The organism is Stenotrophomonas sp. NRRL B-14846, assembly GCF_050473585.1.
In the GTDB taxonomy this organism is placed as follows: Bacteria; Pseudomonadota; Gammaproteobacteria; order Xanthomonadales; family Xanthomonadaceae; genus Stenotrophomonas.
Genome location: NZ_JBFLUN010000023.1, coordinates 12,501 through 30,698 on the forward strand (window position 1 = coordinate 12,501; position 18,198 = coordinate 30,698).

Consider the following 18,198-nt stretch of genomic DNA (forward strand, 5'->3'; position numbering starts at 1 on the left):
GTATGGCTGTTCGCCATTTAAAGTGGTACGCGAGCTGGGTTCAGAACGTCGTGAGACAGTTCGGTCCCTATCTGCCATGGGCGTTGGAGATTTGAGAGGGGCTGCTCCTAGTACGAGAGGACCGGAGTGGACGAACCTCTGGTGTTCCGGTTGTCACGCCAGTGGCATTGCCGGGTAGCTATGTTCGGAAGCGATAACCGCTGAAAGCATCTAAGCGGGAAGCGCGCCTCAAGATGAGATCTCCCGGGGCACAAGCCCCCTGAAGGAACCATGTAGACTACGTGGTTGATAGGTCAGGTGTGTAAGTACAGCAATGTATTGAGCTAACTGATACTAATGATCCGTGCGGCTTGACCATATAACCTCAAGTTGCCTTGGCTTTACGACAGCGTCGTAAGAGCATCCAAGTGCACGCTACGTCACAAGAACTATGCGAGGCTGGCGCCTTGTCCCACCGGGACGAGTGCGACTCTCCAAAAGCCTCCCTGGTGAAATTAGCGCTGTGGAACCACCCGATCCCATCCCGAACTCGGAAGTGAAACGCAGCTGCGCCGATGGTAGTGTGGCTCAAGCCATGCGAGAGTAGGTCATCGCCAGGGTTTATACCCAAAACCCCGCTGCTTACGCAGCGGGGTTTTTCTTATTAAGTGAAGGCACTGCATTTTCCGGGTCCCTTCCGCCCCACGGGCAAGATCGCGAAGCTGGCGCTGCAAGCGCTGCTGCAACCGTCTCCCTGGTGAAATTAGCGCTGTGGAACCACCCGATCCCATCCCGAACTCGGAAGTGAAACGCAGCTGCGCCGATGGTAGTGTGGCTCAAGCCATGCGAGAGTAGGTCATCGCCAGGGTTTACACCCAAAACCCCGCTGCTCACGCAGCGGGGTTTTTCTTTGTGCGCAGGAAATGCGGGTGGTGGTGCCCGCTGGCCGGCGGATGAGTCGATGCACCCGCCGCCGCTTGCCGGCCAGCGGCCGGCACTACCGGTAGATCCACGCCACGCGTGGATGGGGCGCTCGCCGTGTAAAGAGGTGCCAACCAGGGCTGGCACCCACCAATGGCGGCGCGCAAAAAAAAGCGGCGCCCCGTGGGGCGCCGCTCTGCTCCAGACGATGTTCAGTCGAGCATGGCCCGACTTACTTGGCCGGGGCCTTGTCCTTCATCATCGCGTCGCGGGCCGCCTTGAACGGGTTGCCGGCATACCAGTTCGGCCAGCGATCGCCACCGGCCAGTTCCTTGCCCACGCCGTACATCAGCTGCAGGTCTTCGACGGTGCCGTCCAGCTTCCAGGTGGCCGCGTCGAACTCGTCCTTCGGGCCGTGGTAACGGTTGGCGCCGTAATCCGCCGCGGCCTTGCGGCCCGCTTCCACGCCACCCTCGCGCAGGTCTTCGCCACCATCGGCGTACAGGGCCGGCACACCGGCCTTGGCGAAGTTGAAGTGATCGGAGCGGAAGTAGAAGCCGCTCTGCACCGAGGTCTCACCGTGCAGGGTGCGGTCCTGGGCGGCGGCCAGCGGCTTGAGGATGTCCTCCAGCTCAGAGCTGCCGAAGCCGGTGACGGTCACGTCCTTGGCACGGCCGGCCACCGACATCGCATCGATGTTGATCACACCGGCGATCTTGTCCAGCGGGAAGGTCGGGTGGGCGACGTAGTACTTCGAACCCAGCAGGCCGGATTCTTCCAGGGTCACCGCCAGGAACACCACCGAGCGCTCCGGCTTCGGCTCCTGGTGCGCCATGGCTTCGGCCACCTCGAGGATGCCGGCCACGCCGGTGGCGTTGTCGACTGCGCCGTTGTAGATGTTGTCGCCGGTCTCACCCTCATGCTTGCCCAGGTGGTCCCAGTGCGCCATGTACAGCACGGCTTCGTCAGCGCGCTTGCTGCCCGGCAGCACGCCGACCACGTTGCGCGACTGCTTCTGCGCGATCTGGCTCTTCAGGTCGACCGCAGCGGTGGCTTTCAGCGGCACCGGCTTGAAACCGCGCTTGCTGGCGTCCTTGTAGGCCTGGGCGAGGTCCAGGCCGGCACCGGCGAACAGCGCCTTGGCGGCGTCGGCACTCAGCCAGCCCTGCACCGGGATCCGGGCCTCCGGGTCATCCTTGGCGGGCAGGTCGTACTGCGGGCCGGCCCAGGAATTCTTCACCACGTCCCAACCGTAGGACGCGCCGGCGGTGTCGTGAACGATCAGAGCGGCAGCAGCACCCTTGCGGGCGGCCTCCTCGAACTTGTAGGTCCAGCGACCGTAGTAGGTCATGCGCTTGCCGTCGAACAGCTTCTCGTCGTCGACGTGGAAGCCAGGATCGTTGACGAACATCACGACCGTCTTGCCCTTCCAGTCCTGGCCGGCATAGTCGTTCCACTTCTGCTCCGGCGCATCGACGCCATAGCCGACGAACACCAGGTCGCTGGCATCGACCTTCACCTCGGCCTGGCCGGTACGGGTACCGACCACCATGTCGGTGCCGAACTTCAGTTCGGTGGTCTTGCCACCCTGGGTGATCTTCAGCACGGTCGATTCGTCGGCCGTGGTCTCGGTCATCGGCACGTCCTGGAACCAGCTGTCGCCGTTGCCGGGCTGCAGGCCGATGCGCTGCATCTGGTCGCGGATGTAGTTGACCGTCAGTTCTTCGCCCTTGCTGCCCGGGGCGCGGCCTTCGAACTCGTCCGAAGCCAGGGTCTTGACCATCTCGGCGAAGTCGCCGGCGTTGATCTCCGGGGAGAACTGATGGGCGGCCGGCTTCGCGGCAGCGGTATCGGTGGCCGGCGTGGCTGCCGGGGTGTCTTCGCCTTTGCAGGCACTGAGCGCGGCCGCGGCGGCCAGGCACAGGAGGAGTTTGCGGGGCATCGTCGATTCCTGGAGAACAAAGGGTGGTCGCACCTCATGCGCGACCGGTAAACGCGAGTATCACCGAACCGGCAGGTCCGACGGGTTCAGTCGGCTGGCGCGGTTTCGGTATCGAACGGGATCGGCTCGGCACCGGTGACCGGGCCGATGCGCGCGGTGCGATGCACGTACAGCACCACCTCGCGCTCGAACTGCAGCGGCCCACTGACGACCGCGTTCGGGCCGATGATCACGCGCGGCTTGCGGCTCGCGGTCAGCGAGACACTGAAGTTCGGCTTGCGCACATGCACGCCGCCGTTGACCTGCGAACCGATGCCGACGGTGATGTCACCGTTGACGGTCTCCACGTCCTTGCCGACGCGGCTTTCAACCAGGCCGATGCCGCCGTTCACGGTCTCGACGCCGCCTTCGATCTGGCTGCCGCGATCGGTGAAGATGCTGCCGTTGACGGTGCTGACGCCGCCGCTGGCGATCACCTCGCGACCCAGGCGGACACCGCCGTTGACCGTTTCGATCTTGCCGGTGCGCGCACGGTCGGCGACCTTCACCCCGCCGTTGACGGTGTCGATGCTGCCGGTCTCGACGCCTTCGCCGACGCGGATGCCGCCGTTGACGGTGTCCAGCTTGCCGTAGCGCTGACCCGGTTCGGCGCTGATGCTGCCGTTGACCTTGCTGATGTTCTCCTGGGCGCAGACCGGCCCGGTGACCAGCAGTACGCCCAACAGCAGCGGAATGGATAGAGTTTTCATGGGGACCTCGATGGATGTGCGGCTGGCAGGCCGCGTGCGGAGATGTCACCATTCCCCGGTACCCCCCGCAACTGCCTGAAGTCACTGGAAAGCCCTTGCGCGACAACGCCTTCCCATCACGCCGACATCACATCGCCGCCGTACGCGGCGGGCGCTGCCTGCTGCTGGGGCTGGTCCTGGCGCTGGCCCTGCCGCTGCCCGGCGCCGCGCAGACCACCCGCGAGACCGAGCGCAAGCTGCAGAAACTGCGCACCGAGCTGAAGGGCGTGGCGCAGGAACGACGGCAGATCGAGGGACAGCGTGGGCAGGCATCCCAGCAGCTGCGCGAGGCCGACGAGAAGGTGGCCCGCAGTGGCCGCGCGCTTGCGCAGACCGAGACGGCCCTGCGCGAGCAGAACCAGGCGCTGGCCGAAGCCGAACAGCGCCGCAGCACGCTGCAGGCCAACCTGGCCCAGCAGCACCGCGAACTGGCCGGGTTGCTGCGCGCGGCCTACCAGTTGGGCAACCATGCACCGTTGAAGCTGCTGCTGTCGCAGGACACGGTGGCCGATGCCAATCGTGCGCTGGCCTACCACCGCTACCTGCAGCGCGAACGTGCGCAGCGCATCACCACGCTCACCGCCGACCTGAAGGAACTGGAAGCGCTGCAGGCGCAGATCGCCGAGCGCAAGCAGAAGCTGCAGGGCGCGCAGCAGGACCAGAAGCAGCAGGCTGCGACGCTGGCGGCCGACCGCCGTGACCGCGCGCAGACCGTGGCCTCGCTGGACGAACGCTTCAAGGACCGGCGCGAGAAGGAACAGGCACTGGGCCAGGATGCCAAGGCGCTGGAAACGCTGCTGGCCAACCTGCGTGCCGCTGCCGCCCGGGCCGAAGCCGAGCGTCGCGCGGCAGCGCGTCGAGCCGCCGCCGAAAAGGCCGCTGCCGAGCGGGCCGCACGCCAGGCCGCCGCACAGGGCCGGCCACCGCCGCCGCCAACCAAGGTTCCGCCTGCGGTGGCGTCGGCACCGGCGCCGAAGGTCGGTGGACTGGGCTGGCCGTTGTCCGGCAACCTGCTGGCCCGCTATGGCGGCAAGCTGCCCGATGGCCGTACCAGCAGCGGCGTGCTGATCGGCGCGCCGGCCGGCAGCACCGTCACGGCCGTGGCCGACGGCACCGTGGTGTTCTCCGACTGGATGACCGGTTACGGCATGATCCTGATCGTCGACCACGGCAATGGCTACATGAGCCTGTATGCCCACAACGACACCCTGCTGAAGGATGCCGGCGCACGGGTCAGCCGCGGTGATGCGGTGGCCAAGGTCGGCAATTCCGGTGGCCAGGGTGTCACCGCGCTGTACTTCGAGCTGCGCCGTGGCGGGCAGCCGGTCAACCCGGACAGCTGGCTGCAGCGGCGCTGAATCCAGGCCTGCCGGATGCGGGCCGGATTCAACGGGAATTTAGCTGTGCTTCGCGCATAATCGGTGCATGTGCCTTGGGCACGATGCCAACGTCGACAGGAGTGATCCATGCGCGCAGCCCGTACCGCCACCCTCTTGCTGGCCCTGTTGCCAGCGCTGTCCTGGGCGCAGCAGACCGCGCCCGCCCCGAGCCAGGAAACCAGCGGGCAGGCAGCGAACAGCGAGGAGGCGGTGACCTCGAAGGTGCCGCTGGAAGAAATCCGCCGTTTCGTGGCCGTGTACAACGCGGTGCGCGCGGCCTATGTCGACCCGGTCGATGACAAGAAGCTGATGCAGTCGGCCGTGCGTGGCCTGCTGCTCGACCTCGATCCACACAGCACCTACTTCAACAAGGAAGACGCGCAGGCCTTCGACGAGCAGGCCAATGGTGCCTACGAGGGCATCGGCGTGGAGCTGCAGCAGCAGCCGGACAACGCCAGCATGAAGGTGATCTCGCCGATCGACGACACCCCGGCGGCCAAGGCCGGCATCCTCGCCGGTGACCTGATCATCGCCATCGACGGCAAGCCGATCAGCGCGATCGACGCCAGCGAGCCGCTGCGCGGCCCGGCCGGCAGCAAGGTGGTGCTGACCATCGTGCGCGAAGGCAAGCCGAAGCCGTTCGACGTGAGCCTGACCCGCCAGACCATCCGCGTGACCAGCGTGCGCAGCCGCCTGCTGGAGCCCGGCTATGGCTACATCCGCCTGAGCACCTTCCAGGCCGATACCGGTTCGGACTTCCAGAAGCACGTGCAGCAGCTGCAGAAGCAGTCCGGTGGCCAGCTCAAGGGCCTGGTGCTGGACCTGCGCAGCAATCCGGGTGGCCTGCTGACCGCCGCCGTGCAGGTGGCCGATGATCTGCTCGACAAGGGCAACATCGTCAGCACCCGTGGCCGCATCAGCATCAGCGATGCACGATTCGACGCAACCCCGGGCGACCTGCTGAAGGGCGCACCGGTGGTCGTGCTGGCCGATGCCGGTTCGGCCAGCGCATCGGAAGTGCTGGCCGGTGCGCTGCGCGACAACAAGCGTGCGCGCGTGGTCGGCAGCCGCACCTTCGGCAAGGGCTCGGTGCAGACCGTGCTGCCGCTGGACAACGGTGATTCGGTGAAGCTGACCACCGCGCGCTATTACACGCCCAGCGGCAAGTCGATCCAGGCCACCGGCATCGTGCCGGACGTTGAACTGAAGCCCGCCGCCACGCCGGCCGAGGATGCCCTGCCGGCCAGCCTGAGCGACTACAGCGAAGCGACCCTGCCGGGCCATCTGCGCGGCGACGACGAAGGCACCGAGGGCTACCACGCCGGTGCGGTGCTGCCGGGCGATGGCCCGATCAACGACGCGCTGGCCGAGCTGAAGAACCCGGGTTCGGTGGCTGCACGCTTGAAGGCCGAAGCGGCAAAAGCGGATGCCGCCAAGGCCGCGAAGGCCGCTGCGGCGAAGTCGGAGGCGAAGGTAGAACCGAAGCCGGAAGCGAAGCCGGAAGCGAAGCCCATTCCGGTCCCGGCCAAGCCCTGACGGTAGCGCCGGGCTGTGCCCGGCGGACACCCTGCTCATCCACAAGGCGACGCGGCCGAGGCGTCGCCCGATAGAATCGGCCCATGGACGATTCGAACCTAGCGACTAGGATCAGCCAACTGCTTGGCCGTGATCCGCTGCCACCTGACCGGGCTGCCACCCTGCTTGAATCCCTGGCGGTTCGCCATGGAATCGATCCGCGCTTTGTCTATTGGTGGGCAGGCAAAGCGACGTCTGATCAGACGATCCAATACGACAGCAGTGACGAAGGCCTTTCCTGCCTGGCTGAACTGCTGGCGGAAGTGAACGGCGAAATGTGCCTGGTAGCGTCAGATGAGCGCGCATTGCCGTGGCCGATCTGGACTCTGCAGGCAAGTGAACTGATTCCTTTGCTCGGAGAGTTGCCGTTCTTTGAGTACTTCTTGGTGCTGGATGACGGCGCTACGCTGCTGTTCGATACCCACCACAACACGTTGGTGGTCAGTCGCGAGTGACGCATTCGGCGTCATCGCGGACGGCGCAGATCCATATCGATGAAGGAGTCGAGCACGCTCGACGCCACGAACGAGCGGGTGAGCGAGGAGCCGGCCAGCGGCCGGCACTACCCAGTGTCAGAACCCGTGGCGCTTGCGCAGCCGGCGCGCGATCGCCGCGCGCACGTACACGCCATACAGCAGGCCGAACAGGAAGCCGCCGATGTGCGCCCACCAGGCCACCATGCCGAAGCTGGGGCCGATATGGGCGAACACCACCTGCAGCGCGGCCCAGACGCCGATGAGCAGGTAGGCCGGGGCGCGCACGAACTCCAGGAACAGGCCGAGCGGGATCACCACGCCCAGCCGCGCGCCCGGGAACAGGGCCAGGTAGGCGCCGATCAGCGCCGACACCGCGCCACTGGCGCCGATGATGATCTGGTCCGGGCTGCCCATGGTGTAGATCGCCACCAGATTGGACACCGCGCCGCCCACCAGGAACAGCAACAGCAACCGCCAGGGCCCCAGCACGCGCTCGGCGGGCAGGCCGAAGATCAGCAGGAACACCAGGTTGCCCAGCAGGTGCGACCAGTCGGCGTGCAGGAACAGCGCGGTGAACAGGCGCAGCACGCTGCCATCCTGCAGGGTCGCCCACCAGTCCAGCGGGTGGGTCAGGCCGGTGGACAGGGCGCCCCAGTCCAGCCAGAGGCTGCCGCGGGCATCGTCCGGGCGCGAGATCGACCACAGGAATGCCAGCCACAATGACGCGAACAGCACGGGCGTGGCCCAGCGCAGGGCCGCCTTCTTGCGCGACGGGAGGGAGACGAACATGGGCATAAGCCTAGCGTGACGACGCCTGCGGCGGGGATTGTCCTGTTCAGCTTTTGAGACGAAAAAAGCGCCGTTGCTGTTATTGTTTCATTAACAGCTCTGGGTAATACTCGCATACGGCGTCGTATGTCGGGAGGGGAATCCGGCGCGCTCCGAAGGGCCCCAGGGCCGGCCGGGCGCAGGCGCACTCAGAGCAACATCACCGCTTACCGGAGAGAGAACTACGATGCAAACCGCTTCCACCATTGCCCGTCTGACCCTGCTGGCCGTCGGCGTTGCCGGTGCGCTGGCCGCCGCCGATGCCAACGCCGCCGCCTTCCAGCTGAAGGAAAACAGCGCCAAGGGCCTCGGCCGTGCGTTCGCCGGCTCCACCTCCGCTGAAGGCGATGCCTCGGTGGTCGCCACCAACCCGGCGTCGATGCGCCTGCTCGAAGGCACCCAGATCCAGGGCGACGTCAGCGCCATCAGCTTCGGCGCCAAGTTCCGCGGCCAGGGCAAGTACGCCAACGGCGCTCCGATTTCCGGCGGCAACGGCGGCGACGCCGGCATGATCGCCCCGGTCCCGGCAGCCTACTTCCACCTGCCGTTCGGCGAGAACGACAACATGCACTTCGGTGCATCGCTGACCGTGCCGTTCGGCTTCAAGACCGAATACGACCGTGACTGGGTCGGCCGCTACAACGGCGTCAAGACCGAGCTGCAGGCGATCGACCTGGGCGTCGCGTTCTCCTACGACATCAACCCGTACCTGTCGTTCGGTGCTTCGGTGTTCGCCGAGCGCCTGAACGTTGACCTGACCAGCGCTGTCGACACCGGCACCGCGATCAACGCCAGCGCCCAGCAGAAGGCTGCCGCTGCCGTGCTGGCCGCCGGTGGCACCGCCGCCCAGGCTGCCGCCGCTTCGCGTCAGGCCGCCGTGGCCATGGCCCAGCAGGGCTTCGCTCCGGGCACCGCCGATGGCTACCTGCGCATCAAGGGTGACGAAGTGTCGATGGGCTACACCCTGGGCATGACCGTCAGCCCGGTGGAAGGCACCAACATCGCCTTCAGCTACCGCTCGCAGGTCAAGCACAAGATCAACGACGGCAAGGCCGACTTCACCATTCCGGGCAACGCCGCGACCTTCCTGGCCGCTGCCGCTCCGGGTACCTTCATCGACAGCAACGGTCGTGCCTCGATCACCCTGCCGGCCAGCGCCACCGTCAGCTTCACCCACCGCGTCAACGACCAGTGGAAGATCATGGCCGACGTCTCGCGCACCGCGTGGAGCAAGTTCGACCAGGTCGTCGTCGACTATGACTCCAACCAGCCGGACAGCGTGCTGCCGTTCCACTACCGCGACACCACCTTCGCGTCGATCGGTACCGAGTACCGCATGAACGAGAAGCTGACCCTGCGCGGCGGTCTCGCCTACGACCAGACCCCGACCACCGACGCCCACCGCGACGTGCGCGTGCCGGACACCACCCGCAAGTGGCTGTCGCTGGGTCTGACCTACGCGGCTTCGGACAAGATGGAATACAGCGTGGGCTACACCCACCTGTTCACCAAGGATCCGAACGTCAACTCGACCTCGGCCACCGCCAACACCGTGACCGGCAAGTACAAGGTCAGCGGCGACGTGCTGGCTGCTTCGATGCAGTACAAGTTCTGATTCGGGCGATTGCCTGAAACAGTACGAAGGAGGCCCCGCGCAAGCGGGGCCTTTCTTTTTGTGGGGCGGTATGTGGGGCATCCACGCATGGCGTGGATCTGCCGGGTCGCCCACGCAGCGCACGGATCCACGACAATAGCGCGATGAACCTGTCCGACCCGAACTTCCAGCTGGAGCTGGCTGCCAACATCGCCGTCGCCGGCTCGATCCTGCTGGCCGGGCGCAACAACGTGCATACCTGGTGGCTGGGCATCGTTGGCTGTGCCTTGTTTGCCGCCGTGTTCGAACGATCGCACCTGTACGCGGACATGGTGCTGCAGTTCTTCTTCATTGCCATCAGTGTGCTGGGCTGGTGGCAGTGGCTGCGCGGCGACCATGGCGCGCCGCTGCCGATCACCTCGTTGCGGCCGCGGGCATGGGCCTGGCTGGTGCCACTGGCGGTGGTGGCCACGTTCGGCTACGGCTGGATGCTGACCCGACTGACCAATGCCTATGCGCCGTATATCGATTCGGCGGTGCTGGTGTTGAGTGTGATCGCGCAGATCCTGATGATGCGGCGCAAGCTGGAATCGTGGTGGGTGTGGTTGCTGGTGAACACCGTTGCAGTGCCGCTGTACTACAGCCGTGGCCTGCACCTGACGTCGATCCTGTACGTGGGCTTCTGGATCAACGCGCTGGTGGCCTTGCGCCATTGGCGGACGCTGATGGATGAGCAGCCGCGCTGCACGTGAATCAGGCGCAAGCGTCTGGTTTCCAGAGCGGGGCTAGAAGTCGATCCGGTCCCGCAACTGCTTGGGCCTGTAGCTCGGAAGATACGCCGAGCCATGGAAGGTCATGATGTCTGCCCTCGGCGACTGCTCGACGAACTGCCGCATCCGGCCGGCCATGGCCAGGGTGTGCTCGATCAGTGCATCGATCTGCGATGCACCGGCTAGCGGGGACAGCTTGCCAAGTGCAGCGTGCAGCCGCTGCAGTCGGTGCAGCGGGGTCGGGTGGCTGCCGGACAATGCCATCGCCTGCATTCCGCATAGGTCGGCGATCTGGTTGAGGAACTCCAGGTAAAGCATCACCGTCGTCGCGCTGCTGGCGACGGCCGCGCGTGCCTCGCGATCATGCTCGATATGGCGGATGGCGTACTCGTCGGCCTCGAACTCCAAGGCGTGGGCATACGTTCGCGCCTCGCCGGCGCCAGTGACCTGGATGTCGTCCTGTTCGAGGTGCCCACGAAGCAGATGGGCGAATTCATGGCCGAAGGTGAACTGCATCTGGGCGCGGACACGTTTATGGATCTCCCGCGCCAACGGCGGATCCAGCTGGCCACGCGGATCGATATCGAAATCGGCCGCTTCGCTGCCTCGCGCGATGCGTGCGGCAATCAACAGCGCGTGCAACTGATCGATCAGCGGGACGCCGAGGTCGGCACCGAAAAAACCCAGCGTCATGAAGTGGTAGAAATGTTCGAGGTTCTCCGACGCAACGATCATGTCGCCAGCAAGCGAACGCACGCACATCGCGTTCATTTCCGGAATCCATGCCATTCCGCAGGGAAGGCTGCGCAACTGTTTCTGATGCGCACGGGACAGCAGCGAAATGTAGCTTTTGTGATGCGCATCGAACGCGTGGTAATGCGCGCTGAGGGACCAGGGCCGTCCGCTTGACTCGAATGCCTGGCGCCGCGCCCGCATGACCCGGACGCCGCGCGGGGAATCGACCAGCGCATTGGCGCGCAGGCGCAACAGGTAGTCGTGGCCATTGCGAAGCTCGCGCAGGCGGAGGATCTCCGTGCGGCTGCAGAACGCCGCGAAGAACTGCTCGTTGGCTGTCAGCCCCTGCAGTGAGGATGTGTTGACGATATCCTGCACATGGTAGAAACCGCCGTCCTCCAAGGGCAGAAGAACACCGCCATTGGCTGCACGGCGTGCGCCGGGGAACTGCAGGAGCGCGCGCTGCATCTCTTCGCTGATGACCATGTCCTGCTTCCTTGCGGGTGATTCCAGAGCATACCCGAGGAACAGGGGGGCAGCCCTCGCCTACAAAAAACCCCGCTTTCGCGGGGTTTTTCGTTCACTGCCTGATGCGGGCGATCAGTCGCCCAGGGTCAGCAGCGAGGCGTTGCCGCCGGCGGCGGTGGTGTTCACCGTCACCGTCTTTTCGGTGGCAAAGCGCAGCAGGTAGTGCGGGCCGCCGGCCTTCGGGCCGGTGCCGGACAGGCCCTGGCCGCCGAACGGCTGCACGCCGACCACCGCGCCGATCTGGTTGCGGTTGACGTAGACGTTGCCGACGTGGACGCCGTTGCTGATGCGATCAACGGTCTCGTCGATGCGCGAATGCACGCCCAGGGTCAGGCCGTAGCCGGTGGCGTTGATCTGGTCGATCACCGCGTCGAGCTGGTCGCCCTTCCAGCGGATCACGTGCAGGACCGGCCCGAAGATCTCCTTGTGCAGCTGGCCCAGATCCTTCAGTTCGTACGCACGCGGCGCGAAGAAGGTGCCGTTGGCTGCTTCGGCGGACAGCTCGGCGGCGGCGATCAGGCGCGCTTCGCGGTCCATGCGCTCGGCGTGGTCCTGCAGGATCTTCAGCGCGTCGGCGTCGATCACCGGGCCGACGTCGGTGGACAGCAGGCCGGGGTTGCCGACCTTCAGTTCCTTCATCGCGCCGGCCAGCATGGTCATCACCTTGTCGGCGATGTCGTCCTGCACGAACAGCACGCGCGCGGCCGAGCAGCGCTGGCCGGCGGAGGTGAAGGCCGAACCGATCGCGTCCTTGACCAGCTGTTCCGGCAGCGCCGAGGAGTCGGCGATGAAGGCATTCTGGCCACCGGTCTCGGCGATCAGAACACCGATGGCGGCGTCACGTGCGGCCATCGCGCGGTTGATCGCGCGTGCGGTGTCGGTGGAGCCGGTGAAGGCCACGCCGGCCACGCGCGGGTCGGCGGTCAGCGCGGCGCCGACGGTGGCACCGTCGCCCGGCAGGTACTGCACCACCTCGGCCGGCACGCCGGCGTCGTGCAGCAGCTTCACCGCGTAGTAGCCGATCAGGTTGGTCTGCTCGGCCGGCTTGGCGATGACGCTGTTGCCGGCGGCCAGTGCAGCAGCGACCTGACCCAGGAAGATCGCCAGCGGGAAGTTCCACGGGCTGATGCAGACGAACACGCCGCGGCCATGCAACTGCAGTTCGTTGGATTCACCGGTCGGGCTCGGCAGCTTCTCGGCATGGCTGAACTGCTCGCGCGCCTGCTTGGCGTAGTAGCGCAGGAAGTCCACCGCTTCGCGCACTTCGGCGATGCCGTCGGGCAGGCTCTTGCCGGCTTCCTTCACGCACAGCGCCATGAATTCCGGCATGCGCGCTTCCAGCTGGTCGGCGGCGTGCTCGAGGATGGCGGCGCGGCTGGCGGCCGGGGTGCGGTTCCAGGCCGGCTGCGCGGCTACGGCATTCGCCAGCGCCTTCTGCACGGTGGCGGCATCGGCGGCCAGCCACTGGCCGACCACTTCGCGGGTGTCGGCCGGGTTGGTCACCGGCAGCGCGGCGCCGGCCGGGTTGGCACCCGGTACCAGCGGGGCGGCCTGCCACGGCTTCACGGCCGCGTTGAGCTGCTCGGCCAGGGCGCGCAGTTCGTTGTCGTTGGCGAGGTTGGCGCCCATGGAGTTCTTCCTGTCGTGGTTCTGGCTGCGTAGCAGGTCTACCGGCAGCGGGATCTTGGGATGCGGAATCGAAGCGAACGAGGCGACCATCTCGACCGGATCGCGGATCAGGTCGGCGATCGGCACGCGCTCGTCGGTGATGCGGTTGACGAAGCTGGAGTTGGCGCCGTTTTCCAGCAGGCGGCGCACCAGGTACGGCAGCAGGTCTTCATGCGAACCGACCGGGGCGTACACGCGGCAGGGCAGGCCCAGGCGATCGGCCGGCACCACTTCGGCGTACAGGTCGTCGCCCATGCCGTGCAGCTTCTGGTGCTCGTACACGCCACCGTTGGCGATGCTGCGCACAGCGGCGATGGTGTGCGCGTTGTGCGTGGCGAACATCGGGTAGATCGCGTCGGCATGGGTGAACAGGCGCTTCGCGCATGCCAGGTACGACACGTCGGTGTTCTGCTTGCGGGTGAACACCGGGTAGCCCGGATAGCCTTCGATCTGCGCGCGCTTGATCTCGGCATCCCAGTAGGCGCCCTTGACCAGGCGCACCTGCAGGCGGCGACCGGCGCGGCGCGCCATGTCGGCCAGGTGGTCGATCGTGTACGGCGTGCGCTTCTGGTAGGCCTGCACGACCACGCCGAAGCCATCCCAACCGGCCAGCGAGGCGTCGGAGAACACCTGCTCGATGATGTCCAGCGACAGTTCCAGGCGGTCGGACTCTTCGGCGTCGACGGTGCAGCCGATGCCGTAGCTCTTGGCCAGCTGCGCCAGTTCCAGCACGCCCGGCACCAGGTCCTTCAGCACGCGCTCGCGCTTGGCGTGCTCGTAGCGCGGGTACAGCGCTGACAGCTTGATCGAGATGCCCGGGGCGTTGTTGACGTCGCCCTCCGGGCGGCCGCCGCGTGCCTTGTGATCACCGCCGATGGCGTGGATCGCGCGACGGTAGTCTTCCAGGTAGCGCAGCGCGTCCTTCATGGTCAGCGCGCCTTCGCCCAGCATGTCGAAGGAGTAGCGGTAGTTCGCGTTGTCGCCCTTGTGCGAGCGCGACAGCGCTTCGCTGATGGTGCGGCCCATGACGAACTGGTGGCCCATGATCTTCATCGCCTGGCGCACGGCCAGGCGCACCACCGGCTCGCCGACGCGGCCGACCAGGCGCTTGAACGCGCTGGGTGCATCGGCGCGGGTGGCGTCGTTCATCTGCACCAGCTTGCCGGTCAGCATCAGGCCCCAGGTGGAGGCGTTGACCAGCACCGAGTCGCTGCCGCCCAGGTGCTTTTCCCAGTCGGCATCGGCCAGCTTGTCGCGGATCAGCTTGTCGGCGGTGTCCTGGTCCGGAATGCGCAGCAGCGCCTCGGCCACGCACATCAGCAGCACGCCTTCTTCGCTGCCCAGGTCGTACTGGCGCATGAAGGCTTCGATCGCGCCCTGGTCCTTGGCACGCACGCGCACGCGGCCGACCAGGTCGGCGGCCAGCGCCTGCACCCTGGCCTGCTCTTCGGCCGGCAGGCGGGCCTGCGCCAGCAGCTCGCGGACGTGGCTGGCCTCGTCCTTCAACCAGGCATCGGTGATGGCCTGGCGGAACGGGTTGGGGGGCGCCGGCAGTTCCGGCGACAGCAGCGCGCCGGGACGCGGGGCGTCGCTGGCGGCAGGGGAGGAGGAAGGTGCGTTCATGCCGGTCCGGCCAATGGAAAACTTGGCGATTTTAATCATTTTTGCGGGTTGCGGAAGTGCCCCGCAGCCACCTTCGTGAAGGGCTGATAGCCCCTAACGGTGGTGGATTCAGCGTGTTCAGCAAGCCCGGCAATATTTGTGCTGAATTCGTCATTCGTGCCGCCGACCTCATGCTGTGTTGCAGCATGGGAAAAAGTGTGAATGCACCCTTGCTACCGGCGAGAGGGCGGGGCTACCATCGAGACGTTTCCCGCGGCAGGAACGCGGTTGCGACATGATCGAGGTGCTTCCAGCTCCGGATGGGTCAGGTACGCAGCTGCGGCTGCGTCCCCCACGGGCGCTCGATGCCCGGCAGTTCGTCCTGTTGTTCACCGTGTTGTCGGGTGCGATGTGGCTGGTGTCCGCCTTCGGGTGGTTGGCCGGCAATGCATTCGCCCCCCTGTTCGCGCTGCTGTACAGCCTGGTGCTGGCGGCGGCGCTGCGTGCCTTGTGGCGCAGTGGTGAACGGCAGGAGGAGATCCGGGTAGTACCGGCGTACGTGGAGGTCATCCCCGTACCCGGTGGATCGCCGGTGTTCCGGGCCCACCCCCACTGGGTGCGCCTGCTCACCGACGATGAGAGGGTCCGGCTGGCATCCAGCGGCCGGCAGGTGGAGGTGGGGAGTTTCCTCGCGCCGGCCGAACGTCAGACGCTCGCAGAGACACTTGAAAGCTTGCTCGCCGCCAGCGATGGCGGCAACCGACGACGCTAAGGGTCTAGGCAATGAAGCAAAGCAGCAGGTGGGGCACGAAGTGCGTTGCAGCGGTCGCCGCCATGGTGGCCGGGGGACTGATGCCGGCGTTGGCCTGGGCCCAGGCGGCCGATCCCAAGCCGTGGCAGCTGAACATGGGCAAGGGGGTGACCCAGACCTCGCGCCTGGCCTGGGAATCGAACAATCTCTCGTTGATCATCTGCACGGTGATCGGCGTCATCGTGTTCGGCGCGATGGCCTACGCCATCTTCAAGTTCCGCAAATCCAAGGGCGCGGTCGCCGCCACCTTCAGCCACAACACCAAGGCGGAGATCATCTGGACGGTGATCCCGGTGATCATCCTGATCGTGATGGCGTGGCCGGCCACGGCCAACCTGATCAAGATGTACGACACCCGCGATGCCGAGATGACGGTGAAGGTCACCGGCTACCAGTGGATGTGGAAGTACGAATACCTCGGCGAGAACGTCACCTTCACCAGCCGCCTGGACCGCGAGTCCGACCGCATGCGGCAGAGCGGCAAGGTGCCGACGCGCGAAAGCCATCCGCACTACCTGCTGGATGTCGACAACCGCCTGGTGCTGCCGGTCGACACCAAGGTGCGTTTCGTCATCACCTCCGACGACGTGATCCACGCCTGGTGGGTACCCGCGCTGGGCTGGAAGCAGGACGCCATTCCGGGATTCATCAACGAGGCCTGGACCAGCATCGAGCAGCCCGGCGTGTACCGCGGCCAGTGCGCCGAGCTGTGCGGCAAGGACCACGGCTTCATGCCGATCGTGGTCGAGGCGGTGTCCAAGGAAGAGTTCAAGCAGTGGCTGGCGCAGCGCAAGCCGGCGCCGCCTGCCGCGCCGGCAACGCCTGCGGCACCGGCCGAACCGACTGCACCGGCGGGCGAGGCACCGGCTGCGCCGGCCGCACCCGCCGCTGCCGAAACCGGCAGCACGCCTGCCACCGCAGCGAGCGGCGCGTGATGTAAAGCCCGCGGCCGCCCGCGGCCGTGGTGACAACCGATTCTGAGAGGTGTTTTGCAATGGCGCACTCGGCAGTTGGGCACGACGATCACCATCACCAGCAGAGTTTCTTCGAGCGTTGGTTCTTCTCGACCAACCACAAGGACATCGGCACGCTGTACCTGGGTTTCAGCTTCATCATGTTCGTCATCGGCGCCTTCATGAGCGTGCTGATCCGGCTTGAGCTTGCACAGCCCGGCATCCAGTTCATCCGGCCGGAGGTGTTCAACCAGCTGACCACCGTGCATGCACTGGTGATGATCTTCGGTGGCGTGATGCCGGCCTTCGTCGGCCTGGCCAACTGGATGATCCCGCTGCAGATCGGCGCGCCGGACATGGCGCTGCCGCGCATGAACAACTGGTCGTTCTGGTTGCTGCCGGTGGCCTTCAGCCTGCTGCTGCTGACCTTCCTGCTGCCCGGCGGTGCGCCTGCCGGCGGCTGGACGCTGTACCCGCCGCTGTCGCTGCAGGGCGGGTACAACGTTGCGTTCACCGTGTTCGCCATCCACGTGGCCGGCATCAGCTCGATCATGGGCGCGATCAACATCATCGCCACCGTGCTCAACATGCGTGCGCCGGGCATCGACCTGCTGAAGATGCCGATCTTCTGCTGGGCCTGGCTGATCACCGCGTTCCTGCTGATCGCGGTGATGCCGGTGCTGGCCGGTGCAGTGACCATGCTGCTGACCGACAAGTTCTTCGGCACCAGCTTCTTCAACGCCGCCGGTGGCGGTGACCCGGTGATGTTCCAGCACATCTTCTGGTTCTTCGGGCACCCCGAGGTCTATATCATGATCCTGCCCGCCTTCGGCGTGGTCAGCGAGATCATCCCGACCTTCAGCCGCAAGCCGCTGTTCGGCTACCAGGCGATGGTGTACGCCACCGCCGCGATCGCGTTCCTGTCGTTCATCGTCTGGGCCCACCACATGTTCACCGTGGGCATGCCGCTGGGCGGCGAGATCTACTTCATGTTCGCCACCATGCTGATCTCGATCCCGACCGGCGTGAAGGTGTTCAACTGGGTCAGCACCATGTGGCGTGGCTCGCTGACGTTCGAGGCACCGATGCTCTGGTCGGTGGCCTTCGTCATCCTGTTCACCATCGGTGGTTTCTCCGGCCTCATGCTGGCCATCGTGGCGGCCGACTTCCAGTACCACGACACCTACTTCGTGGTCGCGCACTTCCACTACGTGCTGGTGACCGGCGCGGTGTTCGCGTTGATCGCCGCGGTGTACTACTGGTGGCCGAAGTGGACCGGGCGGATGTACAGCGAGAAGTGGGCCAAGGTGCACTTCTGGTGGTCGATCGTGTTCGTCAACCTGCTGTTCTTCCCGCAGCACTTCCTCGGCCTGGCCGGCATGCCGCGCCGTATTCCCGATTACAGCGTGGCCTTCGCCGACTGGAACCTGATCAGCTCGATCGGTGCGTTCGGCATGTTCGTCACCCCGTTCATGATGGCGGCGATCCTGCTGTCCTCGCTGCGCAACGGCGAGAAGGCCGAGGCCCGTTCCTGGGAAGGCGCGCGTGGCCTGGAGTGGACGCTGCCGTCGCCGGCACCGGCGCATACCTTCACCACGCCGCCGACCATCCGCCCGGGGGATCTCGCGCATGACGACATCACGCATTGA

Annotated in this window: 13 protein-coding genes and 3 rRNA genes (1 of these 16 cut by a window edge); 11 read left to right on the forward strand and 5 right to left on the reverse strand. The window is 66.0% G+C overall.

Annotated features, from left to right (window positions below; genetic code table 11):
* From AB1281_RS21870 to rrf (AB1281_RS21880), 3 genes are all read left to right on the forward strand, one after another.
* A 23S ribosomal RNA gene (locus tag AB1281_RS21870) occupies positions 1 to 358 on the forward strand; it begins 2,522 nt to the left of the window's first position.
* 126 nt (positions 359 to 484) lie between these two features.
* Positions 485 to 599, forward strand: a 5S ribosomal RNA gene (gene rrf / locus AB1281_RS21875).
* Between the two features lie 133 nt (positions 600 to 732).
* Positions 733 to 847: ribosomal RNA gene (gene rrf, locus AB1281_RS21880) — 5S ribosomal RNA — on the forward strand.
* 285 nt (positions 848 to 1,132) lie between these two features.
* Here rrf (AB1281_RS21880) and AB1281_RS21885 read toward each other — a convergent pair.
* Positions 1,133 to 2,842, reverse strand: coding sequence for a M28 family metallopeptidase (locus tag AB1281_RS21885; protein WP_430347026.1), 1,710 nt, complete (start codon positions 2,840 to 2,842; stop codon positions 1,133 to 1,135).
* Positions 2,843 to 2,928: 86 nt separating this feature from the next.
* The gene (locus AB1281_RS21890; RefSeq protein WP_014645682.1) at positions 2,929 to 3,591 is read right to left on the reverse strand and encodes a hypothetical protein; all 663 of its coding nucleotides are present in this window, start codon (positions 3,589 to 3,591) and stop codon (positions 2,929 to 2,931) included.
* Positions 3,592 to 3,686: 95 nt separating this feature from the next.
* Here AB1281_RS21890 and AB1281_RS21895 point away from each other — a divergent pair, with 95 nt between their 5' ends.
* From AB1281_RS21895 to AB1281_RS21905, 3 genes are all read left to right on the forward strand, one after another.
* A complete protein-coding gene (locus tag AB1281_RS21895; RefSeq protein WP_119007581.1) occupies positions 3,687 to 4,988 on the forward strand; it encodes a murein hydrolase activator EnvC family protein in 1,302 nt (433 codons plus the stop codon).
* Between the two features lie 108 nt (positions 4,989 to 5,096).
* The gene (locus AB1281_RS21900) at positions 5,097 to 6,545 is read left to right on the forward strand and encodes a S41 family peptidase (RefSeq protein WP_430347027.1); all 1,449 of its coding nucleotides are present in this window, start codon (positions 5,097 to 5,099) and stop codon (positions 6,543 to 6,545) included.
* 83 nt (positions 6,546 to 6,628) lie between these two features.
* A complete protein-coding gene (locus AB1281_RS21905) occupies positions 6,629 to 7,039 on the forward strand; it encodes a hypothetical protein (RefSeq protein ID WP_430347028.1) in 411 nt (136 codons plus the stop codon).
* A gap of 117 nt (positions 7,040 to 7,156) precedes the next feature.
* Here the strand turns inward: AB1281_RS21905 and AB1281_RS21910 are convergent, their stop codons facing one another.
* The gene (locus AB1281_RS21910) at positions 7,157 to 7,849 is read right to left on the reverse strand and encodes a rhomboid family intramembrane serine protease (RefSeq protein ID WP_014035716.1); all 693 of its coding nucleotides are present in this window, start codon (positions 7,847 to 7,849) and stop codon (positions 7,157 to 7,159) included.
* A 226-nt stretch (positions 7,850 to 8,075) separates the two neighbouring features.
* On the opposite strand from AB1281_RS21910, the gene AB1281_RS21915 reads away from it, so the two are divergent.
* Positions 8,076 to 9,503 carry an outer membrane protein transport protein gene (locus AB1281_RS21915; RefSeq protein WP_430347029.1) on the forward strand — a complete coding sequence of 476 codons (1,428 nt, stop codon included), beginning with the start codon at positions 8,076 to 8,078 and terminating at the stop codon, positions 9,501 to 9,503.
* A gap of 143 nt (positions 9,504 to 9,646) precedes the next feature.
* The gene (gene pnuC, locus AB1281_RS21920) at positions 9,647 to 10,234 is read left to right on the forward strand and encodes a nicotinamide riboside transporter PnuC (RefSeq protein ID WP_430347030.1); all 588 of its coding nucleotides are present in this window, start codon (positions 9,647 to 9,649) and stop codon (positions 10,232 to 10,234) included.
* A gap of 33 nt (positions 10,235 to 10,267) precedes the next feature.
* Here pnuC and AB1281_RS21925 read toward each other — a convergent pair whose 3' ends face one another.
* A complete protein-coding gene (locus AB1281_RS21925; RefSeq protein ID WP_430347031.1) occupies positions 10,268 to 11,473 on the reverse strand; it encodes a hypothetical protein in 1,206 nt (401 codons plus the stop codon).
* A 114-nt stretch (positions 11,474 to 11,587) separates the two neighbouring features.
* A complete protein-coding gene (gene putA, locus AB1281_RS21930; protein WP_430347032.1) occupies positions 11,588 to 14,806 on the reverse strand; it encodes a bifunctional proline dehydrogenase/L-glutamate gamma-semialdehyde dehydrogenase PutA in 3,219 nt (1,072 codons plus the stop codon).
* A 274-nt stretch (positions 14,807 to 15,080) separates the two neighbouring features.
* Between putA and AB1281_RS21935 the strand changes: the two genes are divergently transcribed.
* Genes AB1281_RS21935 through ctaD form a run of 3 tightly spaced genes read left to right on the forward strand, consistent with a single transcriptional unit; the run spans position 15,081 to position 18,198 of the window.
* The gene (locus AB1281_RS21935; RefSeq protein WP_014035721.1) at positions 15,081 to 15,557 is read left to right on the forward strand and encodes a DUF2244 domain-containing protein; all 477 of its coding nucleotides are present in this window, start codon (positions 15,081 to 15,083) and stop codon (positions 15,555 to 15,557) included.
* An 11-nt stretch (positions 15,558 to 15,568) separates the two neighbouring features.
* Positions 15,569 to 16,531 carry a cytochrome c oxidase subunit II gene (coxB, locus tag AB1281_RS21940; protein WP_075675552.1) on the forward strand — a complete coding sequence of 321 codons (963 nt, stop codon included), beginning with the start codon at positions 15,569 to 15,571 and terminating at the stop codon, positions 16,529 to 16,531.
* A gap of 59 nt (positions 16,532 to 16,590) precedes the next feature.
* Complete coding sequence (gene ctaD / locus AB1281_RS21945) at positions 16,591 to 18,198, forward strand: cytochrome c oxidase subunit I (RefSeq protein WP_014035723.1); 1,608 nt, start codon at positions 16,591 to 16,593, stop codon at positions 18,196 to 18,198.